The organism is Bacillus inaquosorum, from assembly GCF_023238325.1.
Lineage (GTDB): Bacteria > Bacillota > Bacilli > Bacillales > Bacillaceae > Bacillus > Bacillus inaquosorum.
Genome location: NZ_CP096592.1, coordinates 4,123,670 through 4,137,262 on the forward strand (window position 1 = coordinate 4,123,670; position 13,593 = coordinate 4,137,262).

At 44.5% G+C, this 13,593-nt stretch carries 13 protein-coding genes; 9 read left to right on the forward strand and 4 right to left on the reverse strand.

Annotation, left to right across the window (positions count from 1 at the left end; translation table 11 throughout):
• Nucleotides 1–122: 122 nt before the first annotated feature.
• Nucleotides 123–1,196 (forward strand): SDR family oxidoreductase, encoded by a 1,074-nt coding sequence (locus M1M80_RS20915; RefSeq protein ID WP_060399907.1) that lies wholly within the window; start codon nt 123–125, stop codon nt 1,194–1,196.
• Nucleotides 1,197–1,244: 48 nt separating this feature from the next.
• Here the strand turns inward: M1M80_RS20915 and M1M80_RS20920 are convergent, their stop codons facing one another.
• On the reverse strand, nt 1,245–1,676 hold the full coding sequence (locus M1M80_RS20920) for a MarR family transcriptional regulator (RefSeq protein WP_003236430.1): 432 nt from the start codon (nt 1,674–1,676) through the stop codon (nt 1,245–1,247).
• A gap of 223 nt (nt 1,677–1,899) precedes the next feature.
• On the opposite strand from M1M80_RS20920, the gene M1M80_RS20925 reads away from it, so the two are divergent.
• Nucleotides 1,900–2,304 carry a CidA/LrgA family holin-like protein gene (locus M1M80_RS20925; protein WP_060399908.1) on the forward strand — a complete coding sequence of 135 codons (405 nt, stop codon included), beginning with the start codon at nt 1,900–1,902 and terminating at the stop codon, nt 2,302–2,304.
• Entirely contained in the window at nt 2,274–2,966 is a 693-nt protein-coding gene (locus M1M80_RS20930; protein WP_003236432.1) for an LrgB family protein, read from the forward strand. Before M1M80_RS20925 ends, M1M80_RS20930 begins: the two co-directional genes overlap by 31 nt.
• 93 nt (nt 2,967–3,059) lie before the next feature.
• Here the strand turns inward: M1M80_RS20930 and M1M80_RS20935 are convergent, their stop codons facing one another.
• The gene (locus M1M80_RS20935; RefSeq protein ID WP_060399909.1) at nt 3,060–3,572 is read right to left on the reverse strand and encodes a DUF1433 domain-containing protein; all 513 of its coding nucleotides are present in this window, start codon (nt 3,570–3,572) and stop codon (nt 3,060–3,062) included.
• Between the two features lie 60 nt (nt 3,573–3,632).
• Between M1M80_RS20935 and M1M80_RS20940 the strand changes: the two genes are divergently transcribed.
• Nucleotides 3,633–5,099: a DUF2974 domain-containing protein gene (locus tag M1M80_RS20940; RefSeq protein ID WP_060399910.1), complete on the forward strand. Its 1,467-nt coding sequence runs from the start codon at nt 3,633–3,635 to the stop codon at nt 5,097–5,099.
• Between the two features lie 14 nt (nt 5,100–5,113).
• Nucleotides 5,114–5,524, forward strand: a complete 411-nt coding sequence (locus M1M80_RS20945; protein ID WP_060399911.1) for a hypothetical protein — start codon at nt 5,114–5,116, stop codon at nt 5,522–5,524.
• Nucleotides 5,525–5,569: 45 nt separating this feature from the next.
• On the opposite strand, the gene M1M80_RS20950 is transcribed toward M1M80_RS20945, so the two are convergent.
• A complete protein-coding gene (locus M1M80_RS20950; protein ID WP_060399912.1) occupies nt 5,570–6,601 on the reverse strand; it encodes a polysaccharide pyruvyl transferase family protein in 1,032 nt (343 codons plus the stop codon).
• A 93-nt stretch (nt 6,602–6,694) separates the two neighbouring features.
• Nucleotides 6,695–7,843, reverse strand: coding sequence for a glycerate kinase (locus M1M80_RS20955; RefSeq protein ID WP_060399913.1), 1,149 nt, complete (start codon nt 7,841–7,843; stop codon nt 6,695–6,697).
• A gap of 196 nt (nt 7,844–8,039) precedes the next feature.
• Here M1M80_RS20955 and gntR point away from each other — a divergent pair, with 196 nt between their 5' ends.
• From gntR to gnd, 4 genes are read left to right on the forward strand one after another with little or no spacing between them, the layout of a single operon-like run.
• On the forward strand, nt 8,040–8,771 hold the full coding sequence (gene gntR, locus M1M80_RS20960; RefSeq protein WP_060399914.1) for a gluconate operon transcriptional repressor GntR: 732 nt from the start codon (nt 8,040–8,042) through the stop codon (nt 8,769–8,771).
• Nucleotides 8,764–10,305: a gluconokinase gene (gntK, locus tag M1M80_RS20965; RefSeq protein ID WP_060399915.1), complete on the forward strand. Its 1,542-nt coding sequence runs from the start codon at nt 8,764–8,766 to the stop codon at nt 10,303–10,305. Before gntR ends, gntK begins: the two co-directional genes overlap by 8 nt.
• 28 nt (nt 10,306–10,333) lie before the next feature.
• Entirely contained in the window at nt 10,334–11,680 is a 1,347-nt protein-coding gene (gene gntP, locus M1M80_RS20970) for a gluconate permease GntP (RefSeq protein WP_003236443.1), read from the forward strand.
• 23 nt (nt 11,681–11,703) lie between these two features.
• Nucleotides 11,704–13,110 (forward strand): decarboxylating NADP(+)-dependent phosphogluconate dehydrogenase, encoded by a 1,407-nt coding sequence (gene gnd, locus M1M80_RS20975; RefSeq protein ID WP_060399916.1) that lies wholly within the window; start codon nt 11,704–11,706, stop codon nt 13,108–13,110.
• Nucleotides 13,111–13,593 lie beyond the last annotated feature (483 nt).

Consider the following 13,593-nt stretch of genomic DNA (forward strand, 5'->3'; position numbering starts at 1 on the left):
TTCCCTCCTAGGTATGGTAGAGCGACTTATATAATATAAAAAAGAACCCTGTGATTGTCAAAAGGGCTAAGAACCTCCTGGATGGGGTAAAGGTACAAAAACGCGTTCAGGAGGGATTCTTAATGGCAAACGATGATGCAGTCACAAATACAGAACAGCTTGAACAACAGAACCCGGGCATGAAAACGAAGCTCAAACTGAAACAACTTAAGGATCAAGTGATTGTCATTACCGGCGCTTCAAGCGGAATCGGGCTTGTCACTGCGAGAATGGCAGCTGAAAAAGGGGCAAAGGTCGTGGCAGCAGCACGAAATGAAGACGCGCTGAAGGAGCTCACTGATGAGCTTAAGGAAAAAGGGCACGACGCCATATGGGTGAAAGCGGATACCGGAAAAGAAGAAGACGTCAACCGCATCGCAGAAACCGCGATCAGCACATTCGGCCGCTTTGACACATGGGTCAACAATGCCGCCGTCTCGATTTTCGGACACGCCATGGACGTCACCGTCGATGACATGAAGCGCATGTTCGACACAAACTTCTGGGGACCTGTCTACGGAACAAGAGCAGCCGTCAAACACTACACCAGCAGAGGCGTGCCAGGTGCCCTCATCAATGTAGGAAGCCTGTTCGGCGACAGGGGCACGGTCATTCAATCCGCATATGCGTCAGCCAAATTTGCGCTTCACGGATGGACGGAAAGCATCCGAATGGAGCTCGAAAAAGAACAGGCACCCGTCTCGGTTACGCTCATTCATCCGGGCAGAATTGACACGCCTTACAACGAACACGCGCGCAGCTACCTCGACAAACAGCCGGCTCATTACCGCTCTATGATCTACCCGCCGGAAGCGGCCGCCGAAGCCATCCTGTTTGCCGCCGAACACCCGAAGCGTGACATGTACATCGGCTCACAGGCAAAAGCCATCGCCATGCTGGGTGCTCTTTTCCCCCGGCTGACCGACAGACTGATGGAAAAAATTATGTACTGCAGCCAGCATGCCGAAAGACCGTCGAACCCCCGAGAAAAAAGTGCGCTTTATGAAGCGGGCTACGGCCTGCATGACAGAGGCACAAATAAAGGATGGATGCGGTCAAGAAGCTACTACACGAAAGCCACGAAGCGCCCGATTGTATCGGCGGCTGTTCTTGCCGGGCTTGCTTGTGCATGGGCTGCCGTCAAACGAAGCAGATAAACCTGAATGGCATAAAAAACCCATGCGAACACATGGGTTTTTTGGCTATTAATCGATAAAGGCCTTGTTCATACGCTGCAGAAGTTCGCCAAACATTTCTTTTTCATTTGTTGACCACTCTTTCAGCATCTGTTCATAACGTTCAAGGCGCTTTTGCTTATCGGCTTTTAATGCTTGTTTGCCGAGCTTTGTAATGGTAAACAGACTGACTCTGCCATCGGAAGGGTCTGAGAAACGATAGATAAGCTCCTTCGCCTCTAATGCAGCTGCTTGTCTTGAAAGAGTAGAGATATCTAATTTAAACGAATCGGCCAGCTCCTTTACGCGGGCAGGCCCAAATTCATCCAATTGTCTTAACAATAAGTAGGATGATCTCTCCAAATTCCCTGTTCTTTTCTCTGATTGATCCAGATAAACAGCTCTCCTGATAAAAGTCGTCAGCTCATATTCAATTAATTCAACTGGATTTTGTTTTTGCAATCGCTCTCGCTCCCCATTCCAATCTCCGACATTGACAACACCACATATACTTGTATAATACAAATGTATATTAACTGCATTAATACAAGTTATATAACTAAATCATTTTTATACTTGTATAGTACAATCATACAAAAAGAAAGTAAAGTGATTCCTCAGAACATTCGTCAAAGCAAGTCACCAGAAAGGAGGAGGCTGTTCTATTTGGAGAGCAGCACTCGATGTGAAAGCCATACGAATTATTTTGCAAGTGTTGATTTTATATGTATTTTTTATGATTGGGGAAGCCATTCAGCATCTGTTTCATTTACCAGTGTCAGGAAGCATAGTCGGATTGGTATTGCTGCTGATCTGTTTAGGTCTCCGTATTGTTCCGGTCTCCATTATTGAAGACGGAGCAGGTTTTTTATTGTCCTTTCTTCCATTGTTGTTCATCCCGGCAATGACAGGAGTGATGAAATACCCGTCTCTCATTTCATTAAATGGTTTGATGCTGCTGATTACAGTCGTTCTGAGCACCATCGTCACGATCATTGCGGCTGGATTCGTCAGCCAGCTATTAGAGAAAAAAGCAAAAAAGCGTGAGGAGAAAGAGAAATGCAGCAAGCATGTATCGCAATCATTATAATTCTTTTAACAGTTGCCGCTTATTTAGCGATGGTCAAACTCTATAAGCGATTCCCGTTACCATTTCTTATCCCTGTTCTGACAACGACAATATTGATTGTCGCGGTTTTGGTGTTGTTCCATGTTTCGTATGAAGGCTATATGATCGGGGGAAAATGGATCAATTCTTTGCTTGGGCCGGCTGTTGTGGCACTGGCCTATCCGCTTTATAAACAATGGCATATCATTGTAAAACATTGTGTTCCCATTATAGGCGGCGTGCTGGTCGGATTATGCATGGGAATGATCAGCGGGCTGATCTTCGCAGAAGCATTCGGGATTCATCATGATCTCTTATTATCCATTCTGCCAAAGTCGATCACAACCCCTGTCGCTATTCAGATCGCCGCCGGTCTTGGCGGTGTTCCTTCCATGACAGTCGTCTTTGTGATGATTGCGGGCTTTTCAGGCGTCATCCTCGGGCCGATGGTCTTAAAATGGCTCCGCATACGCAGCTCACTTGGCCAAGGCATCGCATTAGGCAGCGCCTCCCATGCACTGGGCACCTCAAAAGCATTCGAATACGGGGAACTGGCCGTATCCATGAGTTCCGTTTCTATGACGCTTTGTGCGGTGCTTGGCTCATTCTTTGGGCCGCTCGTCGTCTGGCTGTTTCATATTTAACAAAGAAAGACTGCCTACAGGAGGGCCGTCTTTTTGGGGATGCGAATCGGCGAAAGTAAACTGATCATTAAAATAAACAGGCATTATGCCTGTTTATTTTAGTTCTCCGATATCTTTTAAATATTGTTCACGCTCTTTTTTATCAGGGTAAGCGGTTTTGATATATTTATCTTTTACCTCTTTGCTGTATTCACTCCAATCTCTGAAACGATCTGATACATCTTGGGAATAGCTTATTCCATCAACTTTATTGGACTCGTATATCAAATCTGCGGAAAAGTCGAATTTATCTGGATTATCATTTATATAACCATTCACTACAATTCTTCCCATCGGATTTATATTAACTTTATCTTCAAAAGTTACAGACTTTATAAAATGATGAATATCCTCTTTTCTTAACTCTTCTTCTATTTTTGGCTTCATTATCTCGACGTATTCTTCAGCTTTTTCTTGTTCGCTTTTTTCTTTATTATTCATATTTTTTTTACCTCCGGTGACCTCCGATTTTTCTGGTTTATTCAGTTGGTGATTAATATAAAAAGCACATGTTAGTGAGACTAATAAAATCGTCCCTACAATTAGTATTTTTTTGGGATTTATCATGGTATTTCATCCTTTTTTATTTTATTATACAAGATAGGTAAAGTTTGGGGGAATAGTGAAATGGCTATAAGAAAAAACACTTTAAAAATTAGTGATGAAGATTATAATGAAATTTCCAGTTCAGCATATAACCTTAAAAAATACCATATTGGTCAAACAATAAAAATTAGCAACGGTCAAAAACTGTATGTTGTTGATTATAAAAAAACTAAAAAGGGTCTAGATGCCTTAACTCTTGTTAATGAAAGAGATTATACACTTTCAAACAATGGAAAAGACAAAGAAAAAATCCAAAACGCCATCATCGCATACCGCGGATCAGAACCTATCAGCCCCGGCCAATTCCAAGATACAATAAAACAATATCGTGATAAGCGGGAACAGCTTATTAAAGAATTAGAGAAAAAGGGAATCAACATTCCTGAAGATGAAGATGGTTCCTTTTATGACTCAGCAAAAGGGCTTCGTGAATATTCAAATGAAATTTTGCAAGATTGGCTCCATATGGACACTAGTTATTTGGTTGGTAAAAAACCGTTTGATGACGGGACAGAGAACCAGGCCATTCAGGCAGATCAATATGCAAAAAAAATACATAAAGACTTTAAAAATGCTGACATTCAAGTCACCGGTCACTCATTAGGCGGTTCTAATGCAAGCTATGCAGTCGTGATGAATGACTTTATCAAACGCGGCGTTACTTTCGAAAATCCTAACATATATGAAAACCTGCCGGAGGATGTAAAAGCCCGAGCATTAAGAGGGGATTTCCGCAGCCGTTTAACAGAGTATATTAGTCTAAATGATGGATTATCTTTGCTGAATCGGGATGCCGCTGAAGTGGGTAAAGTGAAAGTGATGTATGACGAGACTTTGCCGAATGGTGTACAAAATAATGATCTCCCTAATGAAGTGAAAATGCTTGGGCTTGCCCTTAAACATTACGGCAATCAATCTCTTGATGTCACACTGTTTGTCGAAGCCTTAATGGGAAGTCACGGTTTAGACCGCTACAACTTCAATTCAGATGGCTCTGTCCAAACCGTTGATGATGTGTTGAAAAATAACCCTGACTTTGCAATAGCAATGCTTAAACAAATGAAATCAACGAATGTGAAAGCCAATACAGGTGTTTCAATCCTCATTAAGTCACATGTATTGATGAATACAAGCACGCAGTTAAAACATATCGCTGAATCAGAATGGTCTAAGACCATACGCCAAATTGAAAGAATTGATGACATAGTAAAGGATTCTATTGAGGGTGTCAGGAACATGCATACACGAATGGTTGGTTTTGGAACATATGATGAATTATCTATTTCTGATGTCGATGATCTGATCAATAAGCTTAAAATGAACAAACCGCACCACCTTTTTTACTCAAAAGAAAAGTATGATCAGGCAGTAGATACGGCGCTTCATTTACAGCACTTGCTTCAGATGGTGGCAGATGACCTTGGGCATATGGGACATGCTTATCATGATGCAGATCTGGCAGCAGCAAGCCGGATGGGGATTTCATAAGGAGAGTACGAATCATGGATTTTATGAATAAAAAACCAACAGATGCAGACCGTTTTATACAAAGAGTGACGAGCCAGCATTCCAGCACTTCGCTTTTTTCAAATGCTCATGTAGATACATCTGAAATGACGCCAGAACAATTGGCGGCGTTCAAAGAGAAGAAAAGACAAGAACAAAAAATGGCACTTATGAATTCAATCAAAAAACAACTAAGCTATGCTTTCCAAGAAGACCGTAAGAACTTGTCTTCAATCCATGATGACATTACCGACGCCGAGCAGGCGGTTAAGGCGAAACGGGAAATGCTTGACCATCATATGTCAGGAAAAGCGATAGACAGTGTCACTGATCAAATGAAAGATCAGCTTTCGTTTGATAAAGTTCGTTCTGACGTTTCGAGTTTGGTGAATTCAATCGGTTTATAGTGACTTCATTAGAAAAAGCAGACCGCTGTCAGTCTGCTTTTTCTTTTATGTTCTAAAAAAATCAACCAACGGCTGAAAATCCTTAGACAAATCAACTTCATTCGGCTCTACTTGAAGCAGGCGGTCGATCATGCGCTCCAGTTCCTCAACATCATTCTTATCCGTATATTCAATGAAGTTTAAGCTTTCAAGCCAATCCCGGTACGAATGTTTGGCTTTGCCGTAGCTGTTTCCAAAGACGAGGCAAGGTGTTTTGGTGATAATCGAGAAAATCATCGCGTGAAGGCGGTCGGTAATCACCAATTTACTGGAACCGATGCGGTCCAGCATCTCCATAAAATGCTTTTCACGATCGGCGTAATCAATGGTGTCGACCGTATCCAGCACCGTATCGGTACGCTCCGCATAGGTTGTTTTTTCTGCCCATTTCATCATCTGTGAAATAAAGTCTTCGTCTGTCACTTTCTCCTTATCCGCTCTTAAAATAAAGAGAACGCCGTCCCGCTCGAGCTCTTTCGGCACAATATCCAAGGAGAGCACCATATCCGGTGTAAAGATCACATTGGAATCGAATGTCTCTTTTACAACATCCAACGTCTGCGTCTCACGCGCTGCAATCGTTAAGTTAGGATTTTGATGGTACGCATCCTGTGTTTTTTTCTTTTCTTTATTTCCTTCCTCTGTATCTTCAAAATACACAGATTGCGGCAGAGAAATCGATTTGTAGTCCTTAAACGCCGAAAAGACCTTTCTTCTGTCTTCCTCAATATCGAGATAAAGGTTTCCTAAATTCCCTCCGCCGGTAAAGCAGACAATATCGTCTTCACGGATGATCTCCTTCACCAATTCAATGCCCTCATCCGTCGCATAATCCATAATCTCAATGTATTCATAATACGGAAAACGGTTTTTTATAAATTTCTCTTCCGCATACGCAATCGCTTGGTCTCCAATGTTTGTGTAACTCGGAGAACCAAACAAAAATACTTTTCGTTTATCATTTAATAGGGCTTCTGGTTCAACGTTTGGCGCAATGCCTTTTACAAGTTTTTTGCCTTTGATTTCTTGCACAGTCATGTCTGCGTCCTCCTTCTGGGATGAATATCTCATTGTGTGGTTAACTGTCTCTACCCCAAAAGGAGGATGGCTATGCATTGGCGTGTGCGCCGGCTATATCAGAAATATCGTTTTCGCCAATTTGATGGATGCTGCAATGTCTCGAGCCGTTCTTTCCATATATTCTGCGGCATGTTCAAACGCGTCTTCAAGAGGCACGGCTCCGGGAACGATGCTGAAAAGCGCGTCGATTCCGTGTTGATAGGCGGCATCACTGTCTCGTGACACTGAACCCGCAATGCCAATGACGGGCACATCATATGATTTAGCTGCTTTGGCCACGCCGATCGGCGTTTTTCCATAGATGGTTTGGCTGTCAATCCGTCCCTCACCGGTAATCACAAGATCTGCATCCTGAACTTCATTTTCAAAATCAACCGCTTCAAGGACAATATCAATGCCTCTTTTCAGATCAGCATGAAGAAAAGCCAGCAGGCTCCACCCAAGACCGCCTGCTGCGCCGGCGCCCTCTGTTTCTCTGTAGGTTGTTCCGAGCGCTTTTTCTGCCACATCCGCAAAATGGGTCAGGTGCTGATCCAGTACACGCACCATGTCGTCTGTCGCGCCTTTTTGCGGCCCGAAAACAGCTGAAGCTCCTCTTGGCCCTGTTAACGGATTGTCCACGTCGCAGGCGACTTCGATTTTGACAGTCCGCAATCTGGAATCAAGCCCGCTTACATCTATTGATGCGAGCTGAGATAACGCGCCGCCCCCGGGGCCGATCTCACGGCCTGAGTCATCAAGAAGCCTTCCGCCCAATGCTTGAATCATCCCGGCTCCTCCGTCATTCGTGGCGCTTCCGCCGATCCCAATGATCAAACGCTCCGCTCCCGCATCAAGAGCCGCTGTGATTAATTCTCCCGTCCCTTTCGTTGTAGTGACAAGCGGATTGCGCTTTTCAACGGACACCAGATGCAGCCCTGATGCAGCAGACATTTCAATCACAGCCGTTTTTTCATCCCCCATCATGCCAAAAAACGCTTTCACAGGTTCCCCCAGCGGCCCCGTGACAACCTGCTCTTTGATCCATCCGTTTGTAGCATCAACCAGAGACTGAACGGTGCCCTCACCGCCATCCGCCATCGGCAGTTTTCTGTAATCGGCACCAGGAAAAACCGATTTGAAACCTCTTTCTATCGCGTCAGCGGCCTCCAGAGCTGATAAACTTTCCTTAAAAGAATCAGGTGCAATGATGATTTTCATCCAAATCGCCTCTTTCAAAACATGATTCACTTACGCTATCTATCTCCAATGTACCATATCTCGTTTAGAAATAAATACCATTCTATCTGGGAAAAATTTTATTAAAAATTAGAAATGAAAGTGTTTGCATAAATGAAATATTCACGTTATCATACTTGTATACAAGTATACTCCTTTAGTGAGGAAGGTGAGTTGTATGCTAGACTCCAAGGACCTGTTGTATCCCGCAAAATGGCTCTCAAAAGCGTCAACTGGTGTTCGTGTCGCATGCGAGCTGAGAATGCGGATTATTTCAGGCATGATTGAAAGCGGTACCATTTTATCAGAAAATACGATCGCCGCCGAGTTTTCAGTAAGCCGCTCGCCGGTTCGCGAAGCGTTAAAAATACTCGCATCCGAAAAAATCATCCGCTTAGAACGAATGGGAGCGGTTGTGATTGGGTTAACTGAAAAGGAAGTCGCGGAAATTTATGATGTGCGATTACTATTAGAAACATTTGTCTTTGAACGGCTTGTCAAAATAGACATTGAGCCTTTAGTTAAAGATCTCAGCAAAATACTTGAAATGATGAAAGTCTCCATCAAATACGAGGATGCTGACGAATTTTCATTTCAAGACGTGCTGTTCCATGAAACGATTGTCCGCGCCATTGATCATTCATACATTCAGATGATCTGGCACAATCTAAAACCCGTCATGGAAAGCTTTATTCTGTTGTCCATGCGGGTACGGTTAAAGGAAAAATATGAAGATTTCACAAGGATTTTAGATAACCATGAGCTTTATATTCAGGCCATTAAAGCAAAGGACAGGGCGCTGATGATTCAGTCTCTTCACCAAAACTTTGATGATGTGCAAGAAAAGGTAGAAGACCTGTGGCTCTCACAACAAATGCTGGCAAAAGGAGCTGAATACAACAATGACTAGTTATATGTTAGGAATCGATATCGGCACGACAAGCACAAAAGCTGTATTGTTCAGTGAAAATGGAGACGTGGTACAGAAAGCAAGCATCGGCTACCCGCTCTATACACCGGACATCTCTACGGCTGAACAGAACCCGGAAGAGATTTTTCAGGCGGTCATCCACACAACAGCGAGAATTACAAAACAGCATCCAGACAAACAGATCTCATTCATTTCATTCAGCAGCGCCATGCACAGCGTCATCGCAATCGATGAACATGATCAGCCGCTGACGCCTTGCATCACGTGGGCCGACAACCGGAGCGAAGGCTGGGCGCATAAGATTAAAGAGGAATTGAACGGGCATGAGGTGTACAAACGGACAGGGACACCGATCCATCCGATGTCACCGTTAAGCAAAATTGCCTGGATCACAAATGAACGAAAAGAAATCGCTTCCAAAGCCAAAAAATATATCGGTATCAAAGAGTACATTTTTAAACAGCTGTTCAATGAGTATGTCATCGATTACTCCTTGGCCTCAGCGACAGGCATGATGAATCTGAAAAGCTTGGATTGGGACGAAGAAGCACTGCGCATCGCAGGCATCACGCCTGATCACTTATCAAAACTTGTGCCGACGACTCAAATCTTTCAGCACTGCAGCCCGGAGTTAGCGATCCAGATGGGCATCGATCCGGAAACACCTTTTGTCATCGGCGCCAGTGACGGCGTGCTGTCCAATCTCGGCGTCAACGCCATTAAAAAAGGCGAAATCGCCGTCACCATCGGAACAAGCGGTGCTATCCGGACAATTATTGACCAGCCGCAAACCGATGAAAAGGGACGGATTTTCTGCTACGCCTTAACGGACAAGCATTGGGTCATCGGCGGGCCGGTGAACAATGGGGGCATCGTCCTTCGCTGGATCAGAGACGAGTTTGCCTCTTCCGAAATCGAGACAGCGACACGATTGGGCATTGATCCATATGATGTGCTGACGAAGATTGCCGAACGCGTCAGACCAGGTTCTGACGGTCTGCTGTTCCACCCGTACCTCGCCGGAGAACGCGCTCCGTTGTGGAATCCGGATGTGCGCGGCTCATTTTTCGGCCTGACCATGTCGCATAAGAAAGAGCATATGATACGAGCGGCATTGGAAGGTGTCATTTACAACCTGTATACGGTGTTCCTGGCGTTAACGGAATGCATGGACAGCCCGGTAACCCGGATTCAGGCAACAGGAGGATTTGCAAGGTCTGAGGTTTGGCGCCAAATGATGTCGGATATCTTCGAATCAGAGGTTGTCGTACCGGAAAGCTACGAAAGCTCATGTCTCGGCGCCTGCATTTTAGGCCTATATGCGACAGGAAAAATTGATTCATTCGATGCCGTGTCAGACATGGTCGGCAGCACATACAGGCATACGCCGATCGAAGACTCAGCCAAAGAATACAGAACATTAATGCCGATTTTCATCAATCTATCAAGATCATTAGAAAATCAATATACACAAATCGCAAATTATCAGAGGGGCTTAATCACACACAACTAGTACATGACATGAAGGGGAGGGCATTACCATGCCGTTAATCATCGTTGCACTTGGGATCTTAGCATTACTGCTATTGATTATGGGCTTAAAATTAAACACATTTATTTCCTTGCTGGTCGTATCGTTCGGCGTGGCATTGGCACTCGGGATGCCGTTCGATAAAGTTGTCAGCTCCATTGAAGAAGGAATAGGGGGAACTCTTGGCCACATCGCACTCATCTTCGGACTCGGTGCAATGCTGGGCAAGCTGATCGCCGATTCAGGAGGCGCCCAGCGCATTGCGATGACACTCGTCAACAAATTCGGCGAGAAAAACATTCAATGGGCCGTTGTCATTGCCTCATTCATTATCGGTATTGCGTTATTTTTTGAAGTAGGATTGGTTCTATTAATTCCAATTGTATTTGCGATTTCAAGAGAATTGAAGATTTCTATTTTATATCTCGGGATTCCGATGGTCGCAGCGCTATCCGTCACGCACGGTTTCCTGCCTCCACATCCGGGGCCTACCGCGATTGCCGGTGAGTACGGCGCCAACATTGGGGAAGTGCTGCTGTACGGCTTTATCGTCGCTGTTCCGACAGTGCTCATCGCAGGGCCTTTGTTTACAAAGCTCGCGAAAAAAATCGTTCCTGCATCATTTTCGAAAAACGGCAATATTGCATCACTCGGCACGCAAAAAACGTTCAAGCTTGAGGAAACACCCGGCTTCGGAATCAGTGTCTTTACTGCAATGCTTCCGATTATCATCATGTCGGTCGCAACCATTATCGACCTGCTTCAAGAAACAATCGGATTTGCGGATAACGGAGTTTTAGCTCTTATCCGATTGATTGGAAACGCATCGACTGCTATGATTATTTCGTTATTGGTCGCAGTCTATACAATGGGCATCAAACGCAACATTCCAGTCAAAACCGTGATGGACTCTTGTTCAACAGCCATTTCACAAATCGGCATGATGCTTCTGATCATCGGGGGAGGCGGCGCCTTCAAACAAGTGCTGATCAACGGCGGTGTCGGTGATTACGTGGCAGACTTATTCAAAGGAACGGCATTATCGCCAATCATCCTTGCATGGCTCATCGCGGCGATCCTGCGCATTTCTCTAGGGTCAGCCACTGTTGCCGCGCTAAGCACAACAGGGCTGGTCATTCCATTGCTGGGACATTCTGATGTCAACCTGGCATTAGTCGTGCTCGCAACAGGCGCCGGAAGCGTCATCGCTTCGCACGTCAATGACGCCGGCTTCTGGATGTTCAAGGAATACTTCGGATTAAGCATGAAAGAAACATTTGCCACATGGACCTTGCTGGAAACAATTATCTCCGTTGCTGGACTGGGATTCATATTATTGTTAAGTTTAGTTGTATGAAATTGATGAAGGAGCTGTAACACATGTTCAATACGATTGGTGTCATAGGCTTAGGCGTAATGGGAAGCAATATCGCCTTAAACATGGCAAACAAAGGTGAAAACGTCGCAGTCTATAATTACACCAGAGATTTAACGGACCAGCTTGTCCAAAAGCTGGATGGACAATCTCTCAGCCCGTACTACGAGCTTCAGGATTTTGTTCAATCGTTAGAGAAACCAAGAAAAATCTTTCTGATGGTCACAGCGGGTAAACCCGTAGATTCCGTCATCCAATCATTAATGCCTTTGCTTGAAGAAGGCGACGTCATCATGGACGGGGGCAACTCCCACTATGAAGACACAGAAAGAAGATATGACGAGCTGAAGGAAAAGGGCATCGGCTACCTGGGAGTCGGCATTTCCGGCGGCGAAGTCGGCGCATTAACAGGGCCTTCCATCATGCCGGGCGGAGATCGCGAAGTCTATGAGAAAGCCGCTCCTATCCTGACGAAAATCGCAGCTCAAGTCGGAGATGACCCGTGCTGTGTCTATATCGGGCCAAAAGGGGCAGGGCACTTTACAAAAATGGTGCACAACGGCATTGAGTATGCCGACATGCAGCTGATTGCAGAAGCGTATACGTTTCTGAGAGAAACGCTGCGTCTGCCGCTCGATGAAATTGCATCTATTTTTGAAACATGGAATCAAGGTGAGCTGAAAAGCTATTTAATAGAGATTACAGCTGAGATTTTACGCAAAAAAGACGAACAAACAGGACAGCCTTTGATCGATGTCATCCTTGATAAAACCGGACAAAAAGGCACCGGAAAATGGACGAGCATGCAGGCAATTGATAACGGCATCCCGTCCACAATCATCACAGAGTCCTTATTCGCCCGCTACTTGTCATCCTTAAAAGAAGAACGGATGGCAGCTCAAGACGTGTTAGCAGGACCAGAAGCCGAAGAAAAACACTTTGATAAAGACACCTGGATTGAATACGTCAGACAGGCACTTTACATGGGGAAAGTATGCGCCTATGCACAAGGCTTTGCCCAATATAAAATGTCATCTGAGCTTTACGGATGGAACCTGCCGCTCAAAGACATCGCCTTGATTTTCCGAGGCGGCTGCATCATCCGCGCTGATTTCCTAAATGTGATCAGCGAAGCATTCAGCGAGCAGCCAAATCTCGCAAACCTGCTGATCGCGCCTTATTTCACAGATAAGCTCCAAGCCTATCAAACAGGCCTGCGAAAAGTCGTTTGCGAGGGCATCAGCACAGGAATCTCATTCCCATGCTTGACAACAGCGCTCTCTTATTACGACGGCTACCGCACAGGCCGTTCCAATGCGAACCTCTTGCAGGCGCAGCGCGATTACTTCGGCGCCCATACGTACGAACGGACAGATATGGACGGCGTTTTTCACACAAATTGGTCTGAATAATAGCCATAAAAAACACGGTCAGTTTCAACTGAACCGTGTTTTTTTCATCTATGATTTCTTCTATCTCAAATTACAGGAGACAAGTTATGTTTTAAATATCATAAACAGTGATACAATAATAGCTAGAAACAATCCCCAAGATCATCATGTGACAGCATGCTTGCTGTTCCGTTCTATTCTGCTTTTGGTAATTGTACTTTGCCGCTTGCCCATGGTGTCATTAAATGTTCAAATGCCTAAAACGGCTTGCATTCTGATTTACAAAAGTCCCTGAAAACCTTGTCTAATTGAGAATCAATCCATATCAATAATCTCATCTGTTATAAAAGAAATACCTAAATCCTACCTATCACACCTTAAATAAGATGAAAAAAAGTAGGTTATGGCTTGACAAAAAATATATATTAATTAATAATTCATATATAATTAGAATTATTATTGAAAGCGCATATGCTTTCTAATACATTTTAGGAGGAATATACA